Genomic DNA, 22,409 nt, shown 5'->3' with positions numbered 1-22,409 from the left:
GCGCTTTTGGCGCGGCCCGATTGTTCGATGTTACCGCTCGAGCGTGATCAGCCGCGGAAGAGCGACAGGATCGACTGCGACGAGCCGTTGGCGATCGACAGCGCCTGGACGCCGAGCTGCTGCTGAACCTGCAGCGCCTGGAGGCGGGTCGATTCCTTATTCATGTCGGCATCGACGAGCTGGCCGACGCCGCGATCGATGGAGTCCATCAGGCTCGAGGTGAAGGTCTTCTGCAGGTCGATGGAGCTCTTGGCGGCGCCGAGCTTGGTGGCTGCAGTCGTCATGCCCTTCAGCGCGGCATCGACGACGTTCATCATCTGCTGGATCTGGGTGTCGCTGGCAGCGGTGGTGCCGGAGAAGATCGCCAGGCTGGAGACCGTGTAGGTGTCGGTGGCCGCAGCGGCAGCACCCAGGGTCGGGGCCGAGGCGGTGGCCGTGACGCTGCCGTCGAGGCCGAGACGGTTGGCGTCCAGGATACCCTTCGACACGCCTGCCGCGGTGCCGGCTTCATACAGCTTGATGCTGTCGACGTTGACATCGATCGTCGAGATCGAAACCGCGCCCGAGGCGTCGCGGTTGAAGGCCGAAACGATCTTGACGTCGGCCGCGCTCGTGGCGGTGGCGCCGCTGTTGACCGACAGCATGTTGGTGCCGGAGAAGGTGGCGCCGTCGGCATAGGCCTTCAACTGGTCCTGAAGAGCCTTGATTTCGACCTGGGTCTTTTCCTTCGAAGCATCCGTCTGGCCGTAGGACGCGGTCAGCTTCTGCTGGATCTGGTTGATGGTTTTGATCGCGCTGTCCATGCCGGTGTAGGCGGTGTCGACCTTCGAGGCGCCGAGGCCGAGGGCGTCCGAAACGGTGGACATTGCCTGGTTGTCGGAGCGCATGGTGGTGGCGATCGACCAGTAAGCGGCGTTGTCGGAAGCCTGGGAAACGCGATAACCCGTCGAGATGCGGGCCTGGGTGGTGTCGAGGTTCTTCTGGGTGGCGTTCAAGCTCTGCAGAGCGGTCAACGCCGAGGCGTTGGTCATGATACTGGCCATGGTACTCGTACCCTATTTTTACACGGATTTTTTTGACATACCGGCATGTCCGGTATGACGGTGCGGCATCATGCCAATGATCTCAGAAACCCGATCACCCGCCATCTGCGGGCAATATGCGGATCAGTCCCTACCAAAGAGCTAAATCGCAGGGTTAATCGAAAATATATTGCGTAGATCTGTGCGATCGGGCGTTTGATCAACGCCGGTGCCGTTACGTCAAGTAAAGGACCGCACCAGGCTGCCGACCAGCAGGTTCCAGCCGTCGATCAGCACGAAGAACAGGATCTTGAACGGCAGCGATACCACCGTGGGCGGCAGCATCATCATGCCCATCGCCATGGTAACGGTGGCGACGATGAGGTCGATGACGAGGAACGGCAGGACGATGAGGAAGCCGATCTCGAAGCCGCGCCGGATTTCCGAGATCATGAAGGCCGGCACCAGAATGCGCAGGTCGACGGTCTCCTTTGCAACGACCTGGCCGCGCTCGCGGGCGAGGTCGGCGAAGAGGTCGAAATCCTTGTCACGCACATTGTGCAGCATGAAATCGCGGAACGGGCCAGAAATCTTCTCGAACGCCTCGGCCTGGGTGATCTGGTTGTCCATCAGCGGCTTCACGCCGGTGTTCCAGGCCTGATCGAAGGTCGGCGCCATGACATAGAAGGTCATGAACAGCGACAGCGAGATCAGGATCAGATTTGCCGGCGTCGACTGCAGGCCGATGCCGGCGCGCAGGATCGAGAAGGCGATGACGAAGCGGGTGAAGCTCGTCACCATGATGAGCAGGCCCGGCGCCACCGAAAGCACGGTGAGCAAGCCAAACATCTGGATCAGATAGCCGACGGTGGTGCCGTCGGCCTTGCCGATGCCGCCGAGATCGAGCTGCTGGGCCGCGGCGACGGAAGTGGTGACGACGATGAGCGCCGTGGCTATGAGGAACTTTCTCATTCGAGCAGCATCGTCCTGACGAGAACCTGTTTGACATGGCCGCCGCTGCGCAGCGCAGCGCGCTCTTCGAGATCGGCCTTGAGATGCTGGTAGCCGCTGGCGCCTTCGATCTGATGCAGCTTGATGGTGCGCAGGAAAGCCAGCAGGTCCTGGTGAATCTGCTCGGTCATCTCGAGTGGCTGCGGGGCATCGTAGAGCAGCGATGCCTCCAGCCGGATCCAGACATCCGACGGCGAGGCGAGATTGGTGGTGATCGGCGCGATCTGAACCAGCGTCGGCCCGGTGGCCGGCTTGGCGCCTTCGGCGGGCTTCTCGGCCGTGCCGGCGTTTTCCGGCGCCGCGGGCACCGGTGCCGGCGTTTCGCCCTGCTTGAGATAGCCGCCGGAGACCCAGCCCATGCCGACAGCCGCGCCCGTCATGACCAGCAGCATGGCGAGCTGGATCACCAGGGAGGGTCCCTTCTTGGGCTGGACCTGCTCGACATTGGCCACGGCAGCGATCTCCCGGCCCTAGAAAGGAAGAACCTGGTCGACCACCTGCTGGCCATAGGCCGGCTGCTGGACCTCGCTCACACGGCCGCGGCCGCCATAGGAGATGCGCGCCTCGGCGATACGCTCGTAGGGGATGGTGTTTTCCGCGCCGATGTCGGACGGGCGCACCATGCCGGCGATGGTGAGGACCCGAAGCTCATAGTTGACTCGGACCTCCTGCGAGCCCCTGATCATCAGATTGCCGTTGGGCAGCACCTCGGTGACGACAGCGGCGACGTTGAGCTCGATGTCTTCCGAGCGCTTGATCTCACCATCGGCGTTGGTCTCAGTGCTGGAACTCAGGCCGGCGTCGCCCTTGCCGCTAGTGCTCGCCTTTTCCCAGCCAAGATTGACGTCATAGCCGAGCTTGCGCGCGGCGGTGCGGCTGCGATCGTTCTGGTTCTTGAAATTGGCCTTGTCGTTGAGCTTGATGTTGACCGTCAGGATGTCGCCGGCGCGCAAGGCGCGGGGATCGGTGAAGAGCCGGCTCTGGCGATCGTCCCACAACGAGAATTTCTTCGGCCGCGACGCCGGTGGCTCGGGATAGCTGTAGGGACCGGAGGCGCCCTCGCCGATGCCGGAGCCGACCGGCGAGAGGGCGGGTTCCCTGCCGATCTCCTTGAAATTGGTGCCGCAGCCGGATAGCGCCGCGACAGCGACGAGGACGAAGAACTTCAACTTCATGACGGATCAACCCTTCGCGCCGCGCTGGCCATGATGCCGGTGAGCGTCGCCGCCGCCTTCTGGTCCATTTCGTTCAAGATCACGCCGGCCTTGCGCGAATCGAGCTTCATCAGGATGGCCGCGGCGAGCTCGGCATTGACCATCGCCAGCCGTTCGGCGGCGGCGTCCGGTTTCATGCCGGCATAGATCTTGACGACGCCGTCCTCGGCGCGCGCCAGGAACACTTCGCGGCGCTTCAGCCATTCCTCATACTCGGCCTTTTTTGCCTCCAGCGCCTTCATGCGCTCGTCGATGCCGGCCTGCAGCTGCTTCAATTCCTCGGCCTGAAGCGCATAGCGGCGATCGCGCGCGGCGTCGGCGATGTTAGAGCAGAAGCGCTGGACCTCGCTTTCGTCCGGCGCCTTCCCGGCCGCGAGCGCGGCCGGTTGAACCGGCTCCTTCTCGCGCGTGACGTCAGCCGGTTGAGCCGGTGCCTGACCGCCGGGCAGAACCTGCCGAACTTCCTCCGCGCCGACCGAAGCGCTGCCAAGAAGCGCTGCCGCTGCCGCGGCGGCGATCATCGTCAGAGGGCGGTTCATCTTCGAGGAGAGGAGCGCGATCATCGGCATGCCTATTGGAGAACCAGGTCGGCCTGCAGGGCGCCGGCCGATTTGATGCCTTGCAGGATGGCGATGATGCCGTCGGGCTTCACGCCGAGGCGGTTGAGGCCGGAGACCAGCGTTTCGAGATCGGGGCCGTCGAGCACGGCAACGCGCGCGTCGGGCCGGCTCGCCTCGATGGCGGTGAATGGCTCGACCGCGGTCTGGCCCCTGGAGAAAGGTTCAGGTTGGACTACTTTCGGCGCTTCGGTGATGCGCACGGTCAGCGTGCCGTGGCTGATCGCCACGCGCGAGATCCTGACATTGCTGCCGATGACGATGGTTCCGGTGCGCTCGTCGATGACGACGCGGGCAGGGGCATCCGACTCGACGACGAGGTTTTCGATCTCGGCATAGAAGCGCGCGGCCGAGACGTTCTTCGGCCGCCTGATCTGCACGGTGCGGGCATCGCGCTCGGCGGCGACCCGCATGCCGAAGCGCTGCGATGTGTAGTCGTTGATGGCGTCGGCAATGCGGATGGCGGTCGAGAAATCGGGATTGCGCAATTGCAGGGTCAACACGCCCTGGTCGTCGAATTCGGCCGGCACCGAGCGTTCGACGATGGCGCCGTTCGGCACGCGGCCGGCGGTCGGCACGCCTTGAGTCAACTGTTCGGCCTGACCCTGGGCGGTGAAGCCGCCGACGATGACCGAGCCTTGCCCGACGGCATAGATCTCGCCATCGGCCGCCTTCAGCGGCGTCATCACCAGCGTGCCGCCGGCGAGCGAGGTGGCGTCGCCCATCGAGGAGACGTCGATGTCGATGCGGCTGCCCGACTGGACGAAGGGCGGCATGTTGGCGGTGACGATGACGGCGGCGACGTTCTTGGCGCGCGCGCTGCCGCCTTCGGTGGCGATGCCGAGATTCTCCAGCATGGCGCGGATCGACTGTTCGGTGAAGGGCGAGTTGCGCAGGCTGTCGCCTGTTCCGGCAAGGCCGATGACCAAGCCATAGCCGACGAGCTGGTTGTCGCGGGCGCTCTGCAGCTGCGCGATGTCCTTGATGCGCGCGGCGACCTGGCCGGGCGGCAGCGTGCTTGGCCCGGTCGAGACCCGAAACATGCGCTGGGTGGTCGCGGGATCGTATTGCGGATCGTCATAGACGCCGCCATTCCGCTGCGCCAGCTCGCGCTTGGCCTTGGGCGTCAGCCCGTCCGCCAATGCCGGCTGAAGGCCGATGGCCGTACTCAGCAGAAGGACAAAAGCGCGCATCACGAAGCGCCGACCTTGATGGTGCCGTCGGCCATCACCGTGCCGGAGATGATCTTACCGCTGTCAGTGTTGCGAATCTTGATCTGGTCGCCGGCGGCTCCAGGCTCCAGCGTGACGCCGGCCGCCGAAATGGTCAGCGCGCCGGCGGTGAAATAAACTTGCACGGAAGCGCCCTGCTCGACCAGCCAGGCGTCGCGGATAGCGGTAACCGGTATGTAGCGTCCAGGCAGAAGCGTGCGCTTGGCGACCTTGCCCTGAAGCTCCTCGGTACGCGTCGCCATGCCGTCCGGCTTATGCTTGCCGGGGATGAGCGTCACCTGCTTGAGGGAGGCGGACTCGATCGTCTCGCCGGGATAGATGACCCGGTTGGGGATCAGCACGGCCTCGCCGACGGCCTGGCCGGCGGCGATCTGGGTGGCCGACTGGCCGGTCGTGTCCTGCGCGAAAGCCGGCATGCCGGCGGCCACCAGAAAGGTGGCCAGCGCGGCGCGACGGAGTGCGGAGGAGATCGGCTCGGCCATCGTCCGTTACCTGATGTTCTTGGAGACCACCGAGGCCATGTCGTCGGCGGCCTGGATGACCTTGGAGTTCATTTCATAGGCGCGCTGCGCCGAGATCAGCTCGGTGATTTCCTTGACCGGATCGACGTTGGAGGATTCGAGGTAACCCTGTTGGATCGTGGCGAAACCAGGGTCCCCGGGGACGCCGACATTGGCCGGACCCGAGGCGGCCGTTTCCTGGAAGAGGTTGTCGCCGAGCGGCGCCAGGCCCGCCTCGTTGGCGAAGTTGGCGATCTGGAGCTGGCCGAGAAGCTGGAGGTTGGTCTGACCGTCCAGGCGGGCAAAGACCTGGCCGGTCTTGTTGACGATGACCTCGATGGCGTCGGTCGGCACGGTGATGGCCGGGATGACGTTGGCGCCGTCCACCGTCACGAGTTGTCCGGAGGCATTGGTGTTGAAGGCACCGGCGCGGCTGTAGAGCGTGCCGCCATCGGCGCCCTCGATCTGGAACCAGCCCCTGCCGGTCAGGGCCAGGTCGAAGCTGTTGCCGGTGCTGGCCAGCTCGCCCTGCGTGTGGACGTTGCGCACCGCCGTCGTCTTGACGCCGAGACCGATCGAGACGCCTTCCGGCACCAGCGAGGTGTTGGAGCGGTTGGGCACGCCCTGCGTGCGGTCGACCTGGTAGAGCAGGTCGGAGAATTCGGCCCGCGCCCGCTTGTAGCCGGTGGTGTTGATGTTGGCGATGTTGTTGGCGATGACTTCCAGGTTGGTCTGCTGGGCATTCATGCCGGTGGCGGCGATGGAAAGTGCTTTCATGACGCGGGTCCTAGATACTCATGCGACTGATTTCGAGGTAGGCCGAGACGACCTTGTCGCGGATGGCGATGGTGGTCTGCAGCGCCTGCTGGGCGCTCAGCACGGCATCGACAACCTGGCGCGTATCGGCATCGCCCTTGAGCGCCTGCATCGACATCTGCTCGGCGCCCTGCAGCGTGTTGACGGTTTTCGTCGCGGCCTGGCCGAGGACTTCGGCGAAGGTGCTGCCGCCGCTTTCGCTGGCCTGCGTTCCGATGCCGCCCTGCAGCAGGTTGGGTGAGGCCGACTCGGCGCCGTCAACCGCCGTCTTGAATTGTATTGCCCCGATACCGCCGATCATTACTGGTTCCTCATCAGGTCGATGGTCATGGAAATCAGATCGCGAGCCTGCTTGATGACCTGCAGGTTGGCTTCATAGGAGCGGTTCGCCTCACTCATGTCGGCCATTTCGACCAACGTGTTGACGTTGGGCATCTTGACGTACCCTTTGGCGTCGGCGGCTTCGTTGCCGGGTTGGAATTCGACCGGGAAGTCCGATGGATCGCGATTGATGGCGCTGACTTCCACCAGCGACCCGCCGGTTGCGCGGTCGACCTCGGACTGGAAGGTGATGGTCTTGCGACGATAGGGATCGGAGCCGGGTGTGCTGCCCGTCGACTGGGCGTTGGCGAGGTTTTCCGAGACCACGCGCAGGCGCTCCGACTGGGCGCCAAGGCCGGATGCCGCGACTTTGAGGGCTGCAGTGAGGGCATCCATGGTCAGCTCTTCACCACCATCGTCATCATCGAATGGAAGGCCTTGACGATCGCCGTGTTGAGCTCGAAGGAGCGGCGGACCTCGCCGGCCTTCATCAACTCCTGCTCGAGGACCACCGTGTTCTTCGACGGCATGATCGCGCCGTTGGCATCCTCCGGCTTGACGTTGAAGCCGGCATTGGCCGTTTTGGCGCCAAGATGGCCCGCCTGCGTGGCGGCGAGCGTCACCGCGGTCCGGTCGAGGACCTTTTCGAACGGCTCGACGTCATTGGCCGTGTAGCCGGGCGTGTTGGCATTGGCGATGTTGGATGCAATCGCCGACTGGCGCACGGCCAGCCATTGCGACTGCCGTGTGGCGAGGTCAAAAAGGTTTACCGGTTCCATGGGAATCTCCCGGGCAAGTACGCACAAGACTAGGCGGCCAGTCTTGCGCGGACCTTGCGCGGGGTGGGGCTGTGCTGCCGGCTTAGCTACTTCGAGAGCGTGATCACCCTGTCGCCGCTGGTGACGATCACCCACTTGCCGCCGCGCTGCTCGATCGAGGCAACGCGGCTGGAATCCGGCAGGACCGAGCCGCGCTGGACGATCCACAGGCCGGTATCGTCCTCGATCATGGCGCGGCCGTTGGCGACATGCACCATCTTGAATTCCGAGGCGGCGGGGAAGGGCTGCTGGTCGAGTCCCGGCGCCTTGTTCGGGTCCTCCTGCTCGTCCGGCAAGGTGCCGGTGGCGAACAGGTCGAGATCGGGAACGGTCTTCGGCGCGTCGGCAGAACTCGAATTCACCAGTTGCGGGCCGCCGGAAACGCGTCCGGCATTGGTGCCGCTGCCGCCGAACGTGATCGCTTGAACGCCGAACTGCTCCTGATTGAAGAAGATGTACCAGGGAAACAGCGCGCAGATCAGGCCGAGCGTAATGCCGAGCGCGGCGATGACGAAATCGCTGCGGCGGTCGGCGCTTCTGTCGACCAGGCGCGGGAACTGGGCTTTCGGCGGCTGCGGCCACTCGGCGCGCGGAAAAAGTCCGTCGAGCAACGAATCGCGGCTGGCCTCTGCAACATCGACTGTCTTGGCGACGGATGCCCTCGGCGGATGCGGCCTGTCGGCTCTGTTGAGAAGCGCCGTCGCTTTGTCCGTCTTGGCGCGCGCGGCATTGTCCCTGGCAAGCCTTGCTCTGTCGGCCTCGGCCTTTTCCGCCGCCTCGGCTTCCGCGAGCATGTCGCGCAACATGCGCTCGGTGTATTGGAGCTCAGTCTCCTTGATCGCCATTCAGCTTCCCCTTGAGATGGCGGGCGAGGTCGGCGAACGGATCGGCCGACGCGCGGTCCCTCGGCGACTGTGTGAGCGCCTCGTAGATCAGCGGCACCTGGCGCACCGCGTTGTCGAGTTCGGCATCGGCGCCGCTTTGGTAAGCACCCAAAAGACGGATGTCGCGCGTATCCTCGAAGCGCGCGATCATCGATTTCAGCTTCGTCACCAGCATGCGCTGCTCCGGGCTCCAGGCCTTGTCGGCAAGGCGCGAGATCGACGACAGCGGATTGACCGGCGGATAGCGGCCCTGCTCAGCAAGCGCGCGGTCGAGCACGACATGGCCGTCGAGGATGCCGCGCACCGAATCGGCAACCGGATCGTTGTGGTCGTCGCCGTCGACCAGCACGGAAATGATGGCGGTGATCGAACCCTTGCCTTCAGCGCCGGGACCGGCGCGTTCGAGCAGCTTCGGCAGGTCGGTGAAGACGGAGGCCGGATAGCCGCGCGCGACCGGCGGCTCGCCGGTTCCGGTCGCCACCTCGCGCAGCGCGTGCGCAAAGCGGGTTATGGAGTCCAGCACCAGCAGCACGCGATGGCCCTGGTCGCGGAAATGCTCGGCCACGCACATGGCGGTGTCGGGCGCGCGCCGGCGCATCATGGCGCTCTCGTCGCTGGTGGCGACGACGGCGACGGTCTTGGCCATGCTGTCGGCGCCGATCGTATCCTCGAGGAATTCGCGCACCTCGCGGCCGCGCTCGCCGATCAGCGCCACGACCACCGTATCGAAAGCTTCGGCGCCGGCAAGCATGGCAAGCAGCGTCGACTTGCCGACGCCGGAACCGGCGAAGATGCCGAGCCGCTGGCCGAAGCAGAGCGGGGTGAAGATGTCTATCACCCTGACGCCGGTGAGAAAGCCGGTGCCGACGCGCTGGCGCGACAGGGCGCCGGGCGTCGCGCCGTGCGCGGTATCGGCCGCATTCGGCCTGATCAGCGGCGGACCGCCATCGATGGCGCGGGTCAAGGCGTCGATGGCGCGCCCGCGCCAGGAGACATGCGGCGTGACCGCGAGCGGGCCGCGGCGAAAGACGGCGTCGCCGATGCCGGCATCGGCGCTGCGTTCGAAGGGCGCGACCACCACCTCGTCGCTGCCGATCTTGACGATTTCGCCGCGTCGCGCGCCGGCCCTGCCGCGCTGCTCGACGATGTCGCCCAGCCTGGCAATTCCGGACAGGCCGCGAACCTTGTAATGCGTCGGCGATATCTCGGCGACGCGGCCGCCGCGCGCAAGCAGCGCCTGCGGATCGTCGAACCGCCGCCAAACGCGTTCGAGCGCGGCAAGCCTGTCCGTTCGTCCGGTATCCGCCAGGCCCTCGGAAGCGCGCAACAAGGACGAGCCGGTCGTCATGCCGTCACTTCGAGCCGAGCGTCTTGATCGCGTCGTCGGTGGAGGAATCGGTCTGCCGCATCAGCGCCGCCGTGTTCTCGAAGGCGCGCTGAACCTGGATCAGCCGGGTCATTTCCAGCACCGGGTTGACGTTCGATTCTTCCAGAAATCCCTGTGCGATGCCGACATCCGAGCGATCGGTGACGGGTTCGGGTGTGCGCGCTGGAACGACGCCCGAATTGCCGTAGCGGACGAAGTTCTCGCCGGGATCGAAATTGTAGAGGCCGATTGCTCCGACCAACTGGTCGTTCTGCCGCAGCGAGCCGTCCGCGCCTGCCTTGGGCGGACCGTTGCGCGGATCGAGCTGGATCGGCGCGCCGCCGCCGTCGAGCACCGGATAGCCTTCGATCGACATCAGTTCGCCGTTCTCGTTCATGGAGAAACGGCCGTCGCGCGTCATCACCGTGCCGGCCGGCGTGTCGATGGCGAACCAGGCGTCGCCCTGGACGGCGAAGTCGAACGGGTTGCCGGTTTCGGTCAGCGCGCCGTGCGCGCCGGAAAGATAGGTCTTGCCGGAGGAAGCGAAGGAAACCGATTTGGGTCCGGTGCCGGAGACGACATCCTCGAACTTCACACCGGTGGCGCGGAAGCCGATGGTCGAGGCATTGGCGACGTTGTCGGCGATGGTGTCGAGACGGCGCTCGAGCGCGATCTGCGAGGAAAGGGCGACGTATAGGCTGTCCTGCATGATCTTCTCAGAACTTCAACTGCTGCATGGCCATCATCAGGTCGGTGGAGATGCCGATGGTGGTCGGCTGCGCAAAAAGCACGCTGACCGATGTCACGGCCGTCGAGGTCGGATGAGCGATCTCGTACATGCTGGTGAAGCGGGTCAGGAACTTGCTGAGCTTGTCAGGATCGCTGAAGTCCTTGATGTCGAGCTTTTGCCCGAACAGCTGCGCCTGCTTGTCGATGTCGGCCGTGGCGAAGGAATCGGGCAGGCCGAGCGCGCTGCGAACCACGCTGGCTAGAGCGGTGTCGGCCAGCACATCGTACCAACTGGTGATGTCGGGCGCCTTGCGCTGGAAATAGAGCGCCAGCCGGACGCCTTCGTTGGTCTGGCCGGCATTCTCTTCCAACGTCTGGCGCAGATACATGTCGACGGTCGGCTGCTGTGCCGCAACGCGAGTGGTGGTCGTATCGCCGTACTGCGCGAAGTTGAAAGCAGCGGCGAGCCCGGCATAGGCCTTATTGGTTTGCTGGTTGGCGACGCTGTCGGGATCCTTCACGCCGCCTTGCAGGACGGACTTGATCAGGTCCTTGTCCTCGGTGGCCGAATCCAGGCCGAAGGCGGCCAGCGCGTAAGTATAGAGCCGGTCGTTCGACATCAGGTCGTCGATCGACTTCACCTTGGTGATGTTGGCGAGATAGTAGGTCGTCTCGCCTTTCACATAGTCCGAATTCGGGTCGAGGCCGGCGATCTGTGCCTGTGTGGCGTAGTTTGCTGTAACCTGCTGCTGTGTCGGGTTGTAGACCGTCGCATTGGTGCCATCGGCCGCGAAGTTGAAGGCAGCGACGAACTGGGCGTAGCGCTTGTCGGTCAGCTTGTTGGCGAAGCTGTCGGCGTCGGAGATGCCCTCCTTCAGCGCCTTGACCATGAAGGCCTTGGCGTAGTCCATGTCCTCCAGCCCGTAAGCCTTCATGGCATATTTGAACAGGCGGTCATTGTTTACGAAATCGTCGATCGATGTAACCTTGCCGATATTGGCCAGGTAATATTGCGTATCACGATCGACCGTCGGCTGTTGCTCGACCTGGGTGATCGATTTGTTTATATCTTTCGCGATCAACTGGTAGCTGGTGTAGGTATTGAGCAAGGATACGCCTCCGGCCGAAGCTATCCCTGCACGATAGCGTCACTTCCTTGCGCGAAGCTGAATCGCATCCATAGCCTTCGATTCAAGCCTCACACAAGGCACGGGGACTATCCCTGATCCACGACGTGACATGCGGAAGGACCTGTCGTGGGCATTCTGATCGGACTTGTGGTGACGCTCGGCTGCGTTCTTGGCGGCTTCATGGCCATGGGCGGCCATCTGCATGTGCTGCTGCAGCCATGGGAAGCGGTGGTCATCTGCGGCGCCGCGCTCGGCACCTTCCTCGTCGCCAATCCGATGAAGACGGTCAAGGACACCGGCAAGGGCATTCTCGAAGCTTTCAAGCAGGCGGTGCCGAAGGAGCGCGACTACCTGGAGACGCTCGGCGTGCTGCACAGCCTGATGCGCGAACTGCGCTCCAAGTCGCGCAGCGAGGTCGAGGCGCATATCGACAATCCGGAAGAGTCGGCCATCTTCCAGGCTTTCCCGACAGTCTTGAAGAACCACGACCTGACGAATTTCATCTGCGACTATTGCCGCATCATCATCATCGGCAACGCCCGCTCGCACGAGATCGAGGCGCTGATGGACGAAGAAATCCAGACGATCCGCACCGACAAGCTGAAGGCCTATCACGCTATGGTGGCGGTCGGCGACGGCCTGCCGGCGCTCGGCATCGTGGCGGCCGTGCTCGGCGTGGTGAAGGCGATGGGCGCGCTCGACCAGTCGCCGGAAATCCTCGGCGGCCTGATCGGCGCGGCGCTCGTCGGAACCTTCCTCGGCATCTTCCTGTCCTATGCGGTGGTCGGTCCGGTGGCCACCAAGATCAAGACGGTGCGCGAAAAGAAGAACCGCCTCTACATCATCGTCAAGCAGACGCTGCTGGCGTATATGAACGGCGCCCTGCCGCAGGTGGCGATCGAATTCGGCCGCAAGACCATATCCTCCTACGAGCGTCCGACGATCGACGCGGTGGAGCAGAGCACGATGAACGCCGGCGCCGCCGAGAAGAAGGCGGCCTGAGCATGCTCGATCCCAGACAGGACCGCTTGCCGTCATGACAAGTCCGGGCAGTCCGTCAGAAACGCGGGCCTTGATCATCGAACGTCTCGTCGGCGACAGCGGCGAGGCGGATCAGGTGATCGCCGTCGGGCGCGCCATGGCGGAGCGGGCGCTGCCTCTGTTGCAGAAGGCGCTTGCCGGCGAACTCGGCGCGCCGGTGGCGGTCGATCTGCAGACGGTGGAGGTCGGCCGCGTTCCCGAGGCGCGCTCGCGCGCCGGCGAGGCCTTCGCGCTGACCGTCGTGCCGTCGCCTTCTTCGGCCGACGCAATGACGCTGGTGATGGATGCGCAGGCGGTCGCCGTCATGGTGAGCGCGCTGTTCGGCGGCGATCCCGACCAGCCGGTCGCGCCGATCGAGCGAGACCTGTCGCCGATCGAAGCCGATGTCGCAACCACCGTGTTCCAGGAGGTCGCGGCGGCGCTCAACGGATCCGGCAAACGCTCGCTCGACCTGCGCCTGCCGGTGCCGAAGGCTATTGCCGGCAACGAGGCGAGGCGGCGCGTGCTGCGCGACGGCGCCGCCGTAGGCATCGTCTATAATCTGTCGACACCGTCCGACAGCGGCACGCTGACGGTGATGATCCCGCAGCGCCTGCTGCTCACCTCGCGCGACGGCGAGGCCGCCGCAGGCAAGGATGGCAAGGCCACGGAGCTCGACTGGCGGGCGCGCTTCTCGGAAGAAGTCATGCGTTCGACCGTCCGGCTCGAAGCGGCGATGCCGCTCGCCAGGTTGACGCTCGGCGACCTTGCCGCATTCGCGCCCGGCCAGGTGATCGAATTCGAGGAGAATGCACAGCTCAACGCCAGGCTCAGCACCCGCGACAAGACCCTGTTTGTCTGCGAGTTCGGCAAGCTGGGGCAGAACTACACCGTCCGCGTCAGCCGTCCGCATGATGCCGGGCAGGATTTCATCGACGGACTGATGCCGGGCTGACGCCAGGCGCGGGATTTATGGAGACGACAGATGGCACAAACCAAGGTGGAAGCCGAACCCGACCAGCCGAACGAACAGCTCGACCGCGCCATCGAGGAACTGCGCGGCGTGTTGCGGGAAGAGGAGGCGCGCCCGGATGCCGCCCTGCAGTCGGGCGCCAATTCCTCCATCATCATGACCATTCCGGTCGACGTGCAGATCATCCTCGGCAGCACGGAGATGCCGGTGTCGGAGTTGATGGCATTGCAGAAAGGCTCCACGGTCGCGCTCAACCGTCGCATCGGCGAGCCGGTCGACGTCGTGGTCAACGGTCGCAAGATCGCGCGCGGCGAGATCACCGTGCTGGAAAACGATCCGACGCGCTTCGGCATCAGGCTCACCGAGATCATCGCGGCGACGAAGGGCGCCTGAGAATGGTCGACGGGCGGACATATCGGCAGCGGGGGCAATACGCATGACGACGGCATTGGCGCTGACACGTCCGCAAAAGGCGGCGGCCATACTGGTGGCCATGGGCAAGCCCGCAGCCAGCCGGCTGCTCAAATTCTTCAAGCAGGATGAGCTGAAGGCGCTGATCGAGGGCGCGCGCTTGCTGCGCACCATTCCGCAGGCCGATCTGGAGCGCATCGTCGCCGAGTTCGAAGCCGAGTTCACCGAGGGCGCCGGCCTGCTCGATTCGGCCGATCGCATGGATACGATCCTCAACGAGTCGCTGTCGCCAGAGGAGATGAGCGCCATCATGGGCGAGAAGAAGTTCGAGCCGGTCGCGGAAGGGCCCGCGCCGATCTGGCCGGACCTCGAAAAGCTGGAGCCTGCGCGGCTCGGCACCTTCCTGGCAGGTGAACATCCGCAGACCGCGGCCATGGTGCTGTCGAAGCTCGCGCCGCAGACGTCCGCCAATGTGCTGCTCGCCATGGAAAAGCCGATGCGCAGCCAGATCATCAAGCGCATGGTGGCGATAGCCAACGTACCGGACGCGGCATCCCGGATCGTCGAAAACCAGCTGCGCGTCAGCGTGCTGTCGCAGAAGGCAAGCAGAGACACCTCGGCCGGCCAGGAACGAGTCGCCAGCATGCTCAACGAAATGGCGAAGCCGGAACTGGACGACCTCATGCAGGACCTGGAACAGGCCGGCACACCCGATCTCGCCGGCGTCAAGTCGCGGCTGTTCGCCTTCGACGATCTGCCGCTGCTGCCGCAGAAAGCCCGGGTTTTGCTGTTCGACGGGCTGTCGACCGAACTCGTCACGCTGGCGCTGCGCGGCGCGTCTCCGGAACTGGCCGAATCCGCGCTGTCGGCGATCGGCGCGCGCTCTCGCCGCATGATCGAATCCGAGCTCGGACAAGGATCGGAAGGCGTCGCGCTCGCCGACATCATGGCGGCGCGTAAGAGCATATCGGTCGCCGCGATCCGGCTGTCGCGCGAAGGGGCTTTCGAGCTGCCTTCGACGCAGACCGCGACCGCCGCCGAAGCCGCCTGACGATAGCTACCCGGTCAGGACGCCATGGCTGAAGCGGTCGACAAGGATTCCAAAACCGAGGAAGCCACAGAAAAGAAGATCCGCGATACGATCGAGCAGGGCAAGCTGCCCCACTCGCGTGAGACCGCGATCTTTGCGTCCTTCCTCGCCATACTGGTTTTCGCCGTCTTCTACGCCAAGGACGCGATCGTCGATCTCGGCATGTTCCTGTCGACGTTCCTGGAAAAGCCGGAAGCCTGGCCGATGGAGACCGAGACCGACGTCATCTCGCTCTACAAGCAGGTGATGACCGAGATCGGTCGCGCCGTCGTCAGCCTGTTGGTACTGCTGACGGTCGCCGGCATCGGCGCCTCGGTTTTCCAGAACCTGCCGCAAATCGTCGGCGAACGGATCAGGCCGCAGCTGTCGCGCATCTCGATCGCCAAGGGCTGGAGTCGCATGTTCGGCGTGCAGGGATGGGTCGAATTCCTGAAGTCGCTTGCCAAGCTCGGCTTCGCCATCGCGGTGCTGAGCTTCACGCTCTCGGAAGATCACCGCAAGCTGCTTGCCGGCATGATCACCAACCCGGTCTCGTTCGGCCTGGTCATCCGCGGCATCTTCGTCGACATATTGGTGGCGATCGTCTTCGTCATGGGCCTGATCGCGGTGGTCGACATCGTCTGGTCGCGTTTCCACTGGCGGCGCGACCTGCGCATGACCAAGCAGGAAGTCAAGGACGAGATGAAGCAGTCGGAAGGCGATCCGATCGTCAAGTCGCGGCTGCGCTCGCTGGCGCGCGACCGGGCGCGCAAACGCATGATGACGGCGGTGCCGCGCGCGACGCTGGTGATTGCCAACCCGACGCACTATTCGATTGCGCTGCGATATGTGCGCGAGGAGGATTCCGCTCCGATCGTGCTGGCCAAGGGACAGGATCTGATCGCGCTCAAGATCCGCGAGATCGCCAGGGAGAACAACATCCCGATCTTCGAGGACGTGGCGCTCGCGCGCTCCATGTACAAGCAAGTTTCGGTTGATAGCGTGATCCCGTCGCAATTCTACCAGGCGGTCGCCGAGTTGGTGCGGATCGTCTACTCGAAGAAGGCCGCGCGCAAAGCAACCCAATGAACGGACGCCGCTAATCCATGGACCGGCAACCACACGCCAATTCCCGCGAGCTGATCGTCGCCAGCGCCATCGAGCGCGTGGTGGGCGAGTTGAGGCTGATCGACGTTGCCGACTATATCGCCTTCATCCGGCTCGAGCATTTTGCCTGCCTGTCGGACCTGGTGGACTCGGCCGCCGAGCTTTACTTCCGGCCGGGCACGCTGCGGCTCGGCCATGGCGGCGAGGCGCATGTCGACTGGAGCGGCAGCCCGCGCATCGTGCTCGATCTCGAGCTGCGGCCGCGCGGCGTGACGGTCTATTTCCAGCTGACGCTGACAGAGCGCGGGCCTTCGGTGGTGGTCAACTACGTGTCGTTCGAGAAGCCCGGCGAGACGCCCGAGCACAACACTGCCTTGCTCGAGGATGCGATCGACGAAGCGCGCATCCGCAGGACCGAGCCGCTGGCATTTCCTTGATAGTTTGATTGCAGACGAGCGAAACTCGTAGCGGCGCGTTCCAGCGCCGCGGGCTTGGCGCGGCTATTCGATCAGGCCGAGCCGTAACGCCTTGGCGACCGCCTGGTTGCGGTTGACTGCGTTGAGCTTCTGCGTCGACTGGGTGAGATACTGGTTGGCGGTGTGCACCGAGAGCTTGAGCAGCTTGGCGATCTCTTCGCTGGTGTTGCCGTTGGCGGTCAGCTTCAGGCATTCGAGCTCGCGCTTGGAGATAGAACGCGTCTTGCCAGTGTCGTTGGGGCGGATGCGGGCGACCGCCGCGAACAGCGCGAAAGAGCGGGCGTGGATCTCGCAGAGCGTGTCGTCGGACAGCGCGATCTCCGAGCCCAGGAAGACGACAAGCCCGCATTGACCGCGATCGGCATGCACGGGAAAGGCGATGCCGTTGGTGCCGGGCGCCAGCGGCGCGGTTTGCTCGGCCCAGGCGAGCGACTGAAAGATCTGCCGCGACCCGGCGATGCCGTCGTCGTTCCACCAGCGCGGCGCCGTCGAGATGCGGCTGTGGCGCACCACGTCCTCGCCATTGGCGCCGGAGATGAATTTGGTCGCGATCGCCGTGCCGGGATAATCGGAATCGAAACACGCCACCAGGCGTGCGCGCTCGGGTGAGGGGCTGACGAAATAGAGGCCGAAGGCGGAGGCATTGATATCGACGGCGATCCAGCGGCAACGGCGCACGGCATCGGGAATCGTGGCTGCGTGATGGGTCTCCGAGCCGAGCGAAAAAGCGCCGAATGGATTGCGCTGGTCGTTGAAAAGGGCGGCGGCCGCCTCTCTGGCCTGTGCGTGCTTCAAATGATGCCGCTCCTGATCGCCGTCGCGATCGCCATCGCCCGGTTGCTGGCCGCGAACTTCTGGATGGCGTGCGTGATGTAGCTGTTGACGGTGTTCGACGAGACGCCGAGGATGACGGCCACCTCATCCGTGGTCTTGCCTTCCGAGACCCAGAAAAGGCACTCGCGCTCGCGGTCAGAGAGAGGATCCTGCATGGACGCAGCCGCGATCAGCTGCGGAATGCTGGAAAGCGCGTAGCAGCATTTGAGCTGCGCCTTCATCAGGGCGGTCAAGTCGATCTTCTCCGCCTCGGCGGCGGAGAAGAGCACGAACAGGCGCTGCCGGCCGACATTCAGCCGCAGTGAATAGATTTCGGCGTGGCCAAGCACGTCGAGCAGGCGGGCTTCCTCGCCGGTCAGCAACGCGCCGGCGTCGGGCGCGTGCGCCGCCACCAATGGCTTTGGGCGCACCCCTGGCGCCACGGTCAGGGGACCTAGGGCCAGGTTGGCGATCAGCCTTTTGCCGATCAGCTCTATGGCGTCGAAGATCCAGTTCGAGGACACGATGCGCGCATCGTTGCGGTCCTGGTCATGCACGATGGCGACGAGCATGTAGCTGTCGGCGCCGATACCGGCGGCAAGCTGCATGAAAAAACTGGTGAGATCGCCGCGGGACGTCAGGTGCGGGCCTGAAACATCGGGTTGGAGAAGCGCGGCGGGACTGCTCATTTTAATGCTTGGATTCTTGCCGGAATCGATCCTTGCGCCCGGTGCTGGCGAAGCCAGCGGCCGGACCCGAAACACGTCACGTTTACGAAGACACACTCGCGGGCGCGAACGGCGCCCAACCGCGCCGAATCCTTCTAGGGAACGCGAAACCGTCCGCGTCAGGTGCCGGCCTGGCGCCGGAACTTGAGACTTTGGGTGGTCGCCGCGCCCCCCGTGGACCGGCTGATTCGGGTCTAATCTACCCGCAGATGAATCCGACATCAAACGCGATTTGACAAAATCGAATCTGATGGACTCGCTTTGCGACTCAGCGGTCGATCTTCGCGTTGCTTGGCGGTGATTTCACAATCGAACTGAGCCGATGATTTTCCGACGCGTTACAAGAGAATACGCCCCCTGTCCGCAGCCGAGGGAGCCTATTCTTCGATCCGGTATGGCTTAGCGATCCTCGAAGCCGGTCAGCACGCCGACGGCGTTGATGCCGATCTCCTCGACGGCGTAGCCGCCTTCCATGACGAACAGCGTCGGCAAGCCGAGCTTTGCGATGCGCCGGCCGATCTTGGGGTAATCCTCGCTCTTCAGCTTGAACTGGCTGATCGGGTCCTTCTCGAAGGTGTCGACGCCGAGCGAGACGATGACCACGTCCGGGGCGTAGGCCCCGAGCCTGGCGCAGGCGTCTTCCAGCGACGCACCCCAGCCTTCCCAGATGGTGCCGAAGGGCATCGGGTAGTTGATGTTGAAGCCTTCGCCGTCGCCCTCGCCGCGCTCGTCGGCATGGCCGAGGAAGAAGGGGTATTCGACCATCGGATCGCCATGCAGGTTGAGCACCTGGACGTCGCCGCGGCGGTAGAAGATCTCCTGCGTGCCGTTGCCGTGGTGGTAATCGACATCGAGGATCGAGACGCGTTTGGCGCCCTGGTCGCGGAACCATTGCGCGACGACGGCGGCGTTGTTGATGAAGCAGTAGCCGCCCATGAAGGCGGCGCCCGCGTGATGGCCGGGCGGGCGGCAGAGCGCGAAGGCGGTGCGCTCGCCGTTCTTGACCAGGGCGGCGGCGGTCAGAGCGACGTCGTAGGAAGCCTTGATCGCCGCCCAGGTGCCTTCGACGAAGGTCGCGCCGGCATCGAAGGAATAATAGCCGAGCAAGGCGTCGACGCGCTTCGGCGGCACGTCGCCGCGCAGGCCGCGCGTCGGCCAGGTGAAGCCCATGGCCGAGCCCTTGAAGCCGGCGGCCACCCATTCCGGCCAGACAGTAGGCAGGAAATCGATATAGTGGGCCTCGTGCACGCGCTTGGCGGCGGCGAGATCATGCTCGACCGGCCCGATGATCGGCCCGAGCTTCTCGCTCTCCACTCGCGCCCTGATGAATTCGGCCCGCGACGGCTTCTCGAAACCCGGCACGATGGCGCTGGTGACGAGTTCCATTTGGCCTGAATGGCCGGCGTGGAGCGGCGAGAAGACAGTTTTCATAGGAACCCCCTTGGAGTGCGAAATCAGTTGGAAGCGCGAAATCAGTCGAGGTTGAGATAGGGGGTCACAAGAGCCAGCCACATGGCTTCCACATCGTCCTCGATAAGGTCGAATGTCTTGCGATCTCTCTTCAGTCCCACAAGCCTGCAGGCGTGCCCGACCTCCATCATTACCAGGCCCAACCGCTTGGCGGACTTTTCTTCAAGGGCCGGGTTCACATGCTGCAGCCAGGCTGCGTAGAGAGCGATGATGTCTTTGTCGTATTCGTCCTGGATCGGCCTGAGGTCGGCGTTGCCGGAGATCGCCTCGATCACCGGCATCAGCGTCGCGTTGTCGAGATAGATCCGGGACGTGTCGATAAAGAGCTTGCGCACTTCGCGGCGAAACTCTTCACGGTTGGTGGGTGGGGCGACTTTGATGCGCTTGGCGATCACCTCGGGAAAGGACGACAGCCAGCGCCTGCCGAGTTCGAGAAGGATAGCTTCCTTGTTGGGGAAATATTGGTAGACCGAACCGACTGATAGGCCCGCGCGCTGCGCGATGGCGAGCGTCGTCGGGGTCTTGGTTCCTTGCTCGCGGGTCAGGATCAGCGCAGCGTCGAGAATTCTGTCGACCACCTTGCTCGACCGTTGCTGCCGCGGCTGCTTGCGCGGTTCGAGCGCTATCTTGGTCTTGCGGTCGAGACTGCGCTTCACTGCTCGTTGCCCCCGTTCCCCGCCCGGCCTCACCGTCGGCGCGCGGTGCAGTCCACTATACATTCCAAATTCCGGCTGTTGACAAACGCGAATAAACAGTCGCATTCTTTATCCACGCTGTCTTCAACGATAACAAGGGGAATTTCGAAGACGGCGCATCGGCATCGACTTTTGTTCCATGGCGTCGCCCCGGTGGAGCAGCGTTCGTTGGATGTGACGTTGTCGGTCCCTCAGCAAAATGTGGAGTCGCGATGTCGGTTGCGGGTGGTGGTGCGGATCTGGTGGTCGTCAACGGCCGAGTGCTGACCATGGACGATGACAATCCCGCCGCCGAAGCCGTTGCCGTCAAGGACGGCGTCATCATTGCCATCGGCGACCGCGCTTCTATCGAAGACCTCAAAGGACCGGCGACGAAGGTTGTCGATGCCCAGGGCGGCTCGGTGCTGCCGGGCTTCATCGAGGCGCATATGCATCTCTTCGGCGGCGCGGCCGAACTCGACAATCTGCACTTGGCGGGCGTGCATGGGTTCGATGCGTTGCGCGATGCGATCCAGGATTTCGCGGCGAAGCGCCCGGACGCCAGGCTGCTGATCGGCGCCGGCGTCGACTACGCCATCCTGCCGGAGCCGGTGACGCGCCACGATCTCGACCGCATCATTTCCGACCGGCCCTTCGCCATGTCGGCGTCCGATCATCACACGATGTGGGCGAACACCAAGGCGCTGGAAGAGGCCGGCCTGCTGCACGGCAGGCAGGTCGGGCAGGGCAATGAGATCGTCATGGGCGCGGATGGGCTTGCCGCCGGCGAGCTGCGCGAGGGCGAGGCGTTCGGGCCGGTCCTCGACCATTACGGAGCGAACCGGACGCGGCTTGGCCTCGAAGGCGCCGAACCGGATCCCTATCCTTCGGCGAAGGAGCTGGCAGCTGATCGCGACCTGATGCATCGTGGGCTGCAGTGGTGCGCAAAGCACGGCATCACGTCGATCCAGAACATGGACGGCAATCTCTACCAGCTCGAGCTGCTGGCCGGGCTGGAAAAGGAAGGGCGGCTCATCTGCCGTACCAAAATCCCGTTCCACTTCAAGAACTTCATGAAGCTGGACATGCTGGAAAAAGCCTCGCGAATGGCCGCGACCTACAAGTCCGAGTGGCTGTCGTCGGGCATGGTCAAGGTCTTCTATGACGGGGTGCTGGATTCCTGGACGGCGGTAATGGTCGACGACTATGCCGACCGGCCCGGCTGGCGCGGCGAGCCGCTGTTTTCGCCGGCACATTTCGCCGAGGTCGCGGTCGAGGCCGACAGGCGCGGGCTGCAGATCGCCGTGCATTCGATCGGCGACGGCGCCGTGCGGGCTGTGCTCGACGGCTACCAGGCGGCGCAGAAGAAGAACGGCAGGCGCGACAGCCGGCACCGCGTCGAGCATATCGAGGTTACCACGGCCTCCGACGTGCCGCGCTTCGCCGAGCTCGGCGTGCTCGCCTCGATGCAGCCGGCGCATCCGCCGGGCGCGCTGAACTTCCCGATGGAGCCGACGATCTCGCGCATCGGCCGCGACAAGTGGCCATTAAGCTATGCCTGGCGCACGCTGAAGAACGCCGGCGCGCGCGTGGTGTTCGCATCCGACTGGCCGGTCTCGCCGGTGGATCCGATCCTGTCCATCCAGGCAGCAGTCATGCGCAAGCCTTGGGCAGACGGCCTGCCGGACCAGAGCTTCTCGCTGCGAGAGGCGATAGCGGGCTACACGGTCGAGGGCGCTTACGCCGAGTTCATGGAAGACCGCAAGGGCAGGCTGAAGGCCGGCTACCTCGCCGATATCGTCGTCTTGTCGGCTGATATCGAGGCGGCGACGCCGGAAGCGTTGCACACGGTGCGTCCGTTGACCACCATCTGCGGTGGGAAGATTACTTACCAAGCCTAAGAGCGCCAGGCCCGAGGTGTGGCATGGGAATTGCGTTTGAAAATCGAGTAACAGCGCCGCAGTTGCCAAGCCGCCCGGCTTATGGTGACAATCAAACAGGAACACAC

At 64.3% G+C, this 22,409-nt stretch carries 26 protein-coding genes; 7 read left to right on the top strand and 19 right to left on the bottom strand.

The genetic code is table 11. The features are described from left to right. Positions 1-47: 47 nt before the first annotated feature. From DPM33_RS05345 to DPM33_RS05275, 15 genes are all read right to left on the bottom strand, one after another. Positions 48-1,043 (bottom strand): flagellin N-terminal helical domain-containing protein, encoded by a 996-nt coding sequence (locus DPM33_RS05345; protein WP_112096332.1) that lies wholly within the window; start codon positions 1,041-1,043, stop codon positions 48-50. 219 nt (positions 1,044-1,262) lie between these two features. Further along, positions 1,263-1,994 carry a flagellar type III secretion system pore protein FliP gene (fliP, locus tag DPM33_RS05340; protein WP_112096330.1) on the bottom strand — a complete coding sequence of 244 codons (732 nt, stop codon included), beginning with the start codon at positions 1,992-1,994 and terminating at the stop codon, positions 1,263-1,265. Then, positions 1,991-2,485, bottom strand: coding sequence for a flagellar basal body-associated FliL family protein (locus DPM33_RS05335; RefSeq protein WP_112096328.1), 495 nt, complete (start codon positions 2,483-2,485; stop codon positions 1,991-1,993). Before DPM33_RS05335 ends, fliP begins: the two co-directional genes overlap by 4 nt. An 18-nt stretch (positions 2,486-2,503) precedes the next feature. Further along, complete coding sequence (gene flgH / locus DPM33_RS05330; RefSeq protein WP_112096326.1) at positions 2,504-3,208, bottom strand: flagellar basal body L-ring protein FlgH; 705 nt, start codon at positions 3,206-3,208, stop codon at positions 2,504-2,506. Then, positions 3,205-3,816 (bottom strand): MotE family protein, encoded by a 612-nt coding sequence (locus DPM33_RS05325; RefSeq protein WP_112096325.1) that lies wholly within the window; start codon positions 3,814-3,816, stop codon positions 3,205-3,207. Before DPM33_RS05325 ends, flgH begins: the two co-directional genes overlap by 4 nt. A 2-nt stretch (positions 3,817-3,818) precedes the next feature. After that, positions 3,819-4,907, bottom strand: a complete 1,089-nt coding sequence (locus DPM33_RS05320; protein WP_245442033.1) for a flagellar basal body P-ring protein FlgI — start codon at positions 4,905-4,907, stop codon at positions 3,819-3,821. Between the two features lie 149 nt (positions 4,908-5,056). Next, on the bottom strand, positions 5,057-5,578 hold the full coding sequence (gene flgA, locus DPM33_RS05315) for a flagellar basal body P-ring formation chaperone FlgA (RefSeq protein ID WP_112096321.1): 522 nt from the start codon (positions 5,576-5,578) through the stop codon (positions 5,057-5,059). Positions 5,579-5,584: 6 nt separating this feature from the next. Then, positions 5,585-6,373 carry a flagellar basal-body rod protein FlgG gene (flgG, locus tag DPM33_RS05310; protein ID WP_112096318.1) on the bottom strand — a complete coding sequence of 263 codons (789 nt, stop codon included), beginning with the start codon at positions 6,371-6,373 and terminating at the stop codon, positions 5,585-5,587. Positions 6,374-6,383: 10 nt separating this feature from the next. After that, positions 6,384-6,713, bottom strand: coding sequence for a flagellar hook-basal body complex protein FliE (gene fliE / locus DPM33_RS05305; protein WP_112096316.1), 330 nt, complete (start codon positions 6,711-6,713; stop codon positions 6,384-6,386). Continuing rightward, the gene (flgC, locus tag DPM33_RS05300) at positions 6,713-7,129 is read right to left on the bottom strand and encodes a flagellar basal body rod protein FlgC (protein WP_112096314.1); all 417 of its coding nucleotides are present in this window, start codon (positions 7,127-7,129) and stop codon (positions 6,713-6,715) included. The genes fliE and flgC overlap by 1 nt, the downstream gene beginning before the upstream one ends. Positions 7,130-7,131: 2 nt before the next feature. Continuing rightward, entirely contained in the window at positions 7,132-7,512 is a 381-nt protein-coding gene (gene flgB / locus DPM33_RS05295) for a flagellar basal body rod protein FlgB (protein WP_112096312.1), read from the bottom strand. An 86-nt stretch (positions 7,513-7,598) separates the two neighbouring features. Beyond that, positions 7,599-8,396 carry a hypothetical protein gene (locus DPM33_RS05290; protein WP_112096310.1) on the bottom strand — a complete coding sequence of 266 codons (798 nt, stop codon included), beginning with the start codon at positions 8,394-8,396 and terminating at the stop codon, positions 7,599-7,601. Continuing rightward, on the bottom strand, positions 8,377-9,783 hold the full coding sequence (gene fliI, locus DPM33_RS05285) for a flagellar protein export ATPase FliI (RefSeq protein ID WP_112096308.1): 1,407 nt from the start codon (positions 9,781-9,783) through the stop codon (positions 8,377-8,379). Before fliI ends, DPM33_RS05290 begins: the two co-directional genes overlap by 20 nt. Positions 9,784-9,787: 4 nt before the next feature. Beyond that, positions 9,788-10,510 carry a flagellar basal-body rod protein FlgF gene (gene flgF / locus DPM33_RS05280; RefSeq protein WP_112096306.1) on the bottom strand — a complete coding sequence of 241 codons (723 nt, stop codon included), beginning with the start codon at positions 10,508-10,510 and terminating at the stop codon, positions 9,788-9,790. A gap of 7 nt (positions 10,511-10,517) precedes the next feature. Continuing rightward, complete coding sequence (locus tag DPM33_RS05275; RefSeq protein ID WP_112096304.1) at positions 10,518-11,639, bottom strand: DUF1217 domain-containing protein; 1,122 nt, start codon at positions 11,637-11,639, stop codon at positions 10,518-10,520. Positions 11,640-11,786: 147 nt separating this feature from the next. On the opposite strand from DPM33_RS05275, the gene motA reads away from it, so the two are divergent. From motA to DPM33_RS05245, 6 genes are read left to right on the top strand one after another with little or no spacing between them, the layout of a single operon-like run. Further along, on the top strand, positions 11,787-12,662 hold the full coding sequence (motA, locus tag DPM33_RS05270) for a flagellar motor stator protein MotA (RefSeq protein WP_112096303.1): 876 nt from the start codon (positions 11,787-11,789) through the stop codon (positions 12,660-12,662). A 34-nt stretch (positions 12,663-12,696) separates the two neighbouring features. Beyond that, on the top strand, positions 12,697-13,635 hold the full coding sequence (locus DPM33_RS05265) for a FliM/FliN family flagellar motor switch protein (RefSeq protein WP_112096301.1): 939 nt from the start codon (positions 12,697-12,699) through the stop codon (positions 13,633-13,635). A 30-nt stretch (positions 13,636-13,665) separates the two neighbouring features. Beyond that, positions 13,666-14,046 carry a flagellar motor switch protein FliN gene (gene fliN / locus DPM33_RS05260; RefSeq protein WP_112096299.1) on the top strand — a complete coding sequence of 127 codons (381 nt, stop codon included), beginning with the start codon at positions 13,666-13,668 and terminating at the stop codon, positions 14,044-14,046. A 43-nt stretch (positions 14,047-14,089) separates the two neighbouring features. Further along, the gene (locus DPM33_RS05255) at positions 14,090-15,115 is read left to right on the top strand and encodes a flagellar motor switch protein FliG (RefSeq protein WP_112096297.1); all 1,026 of its coding nucleotides are present in this window, start codon (positions 14,090-14,092) and stop codon (positions 15,113-15,115) included. 24 nt (positions 15,116-15,139) lie between these two features. Next, complete coding sequence (gene flhB, locus DPM33_RS05250; RefSeq protein ID WP_112096296.1) at positions 15,140-16,222, top strand: flagellar biosynthesis protein FlhB; 1,083 nt, start codon at positions 15,140-15,142, stop codon at positions 16,220-16,222. 17 nt (positions 16,223-16,239) lie between these two features. Continuing rightward, positions 16,240-16,677: a hypothetical protein gene (locus DPM33_RS05245; protein ID WP_112096294.1), complete on the top strand. Its 438-nt coding sequence runs from the start codon at positions 16,240-16,242 to the stop codon at positions 16,675-16,677. A 63-nt stretch (positions 16,678-16,740) separates the two neighbouring features. On the opposite strand, the gene DPM33_RS05240 is transcribed toward DPM33_RS05245, so the two are convergent. The 4 genes from DPM33_RS05240 to DPM33_RS05225 form a co-directional block, all read right to left on the bottom strand. Next, on the bottom strand, positions 16,741-17,511 hold the full coding sequence (locus DPM33_RS05240; RefSeq protein WP_112096292.1) for a helix-turn-helix transcriptional regulator: 771 nt from the start codon (positions 17,509-17,511) through the stop codon (positions 16,741-16,743). Further along, entirely contained in the window at positions 17,508-18,218 is a 711-nt protein-coding gene (locus DPM33_RS05235) for a helix-turn-helix transcriptional regulator (RefSeq protein ID WP_112096290.1), read from the bottom strand. Before DPM33_RS05235 ends, DPM33_RS05240 begins: the two co-directional genes overlap by 4 nt. A 438-nt stretch (positions 18,219-18,656) precedes the next feature. Further along, positions 18,657-19,688 carry a histone deacetylase family protein gene (locus DPM33_RS05230; RefSeq protein WP_112096288.1) on the bottom strand — a complete coding sequence of 344 codons (1,032 nt, stop codon included), beginning with the start codon at positions 19,686-19,688 and terminating at the stop codon, positions 18,657-18,659. A gap of 41 nt (positions 19,689-19,729) precedes the next feature. Beyond that, positions 19,730-20,488 (bottom strand): TetR/AcrR family transcriptional regulator, encoded by a 759-nt coding sequence (locus DPM33_RS05225; protein ID WP_245442009.1) that lies wholly within the window; start codon positions 20,486-20,488, stop codon positions 19,730-19,732. A gap of 146 nt (positions 20,489-20,634) precedes the next feature. Here DPM33_RS05225 and DPM33_RS05220 point away from each other — a divergent pair, with 146 nt between their 5' ends. Next, positions 20,635-22,302: an amidohydrolase gene (locus tag DPM33_RS05220; RefSeq protein WP_112096284.1), complete on the top strand. Its 1,668-nt coding sequence runs from the start codon at positions 20,635-20,637 to the stop codon at positions 22,300-22,302. Positions 22,303-22,409: the final 107 nt, after the last annotated feature.

This window comes from Mesorhizobium hawassense (assembly GCF_003289945.1).
Lineage (GTDB): Bacteria > Pseudomonadota > Alphaproteobacteria > Rhizobiales > Rhizobiaceae > Mesorhizobium > Mesorhizobium hawassense.
Note: the sequence above shows the minus strand (reverse complement) of the source record. Positions and strands in the feature narration are given on the sequence as shown.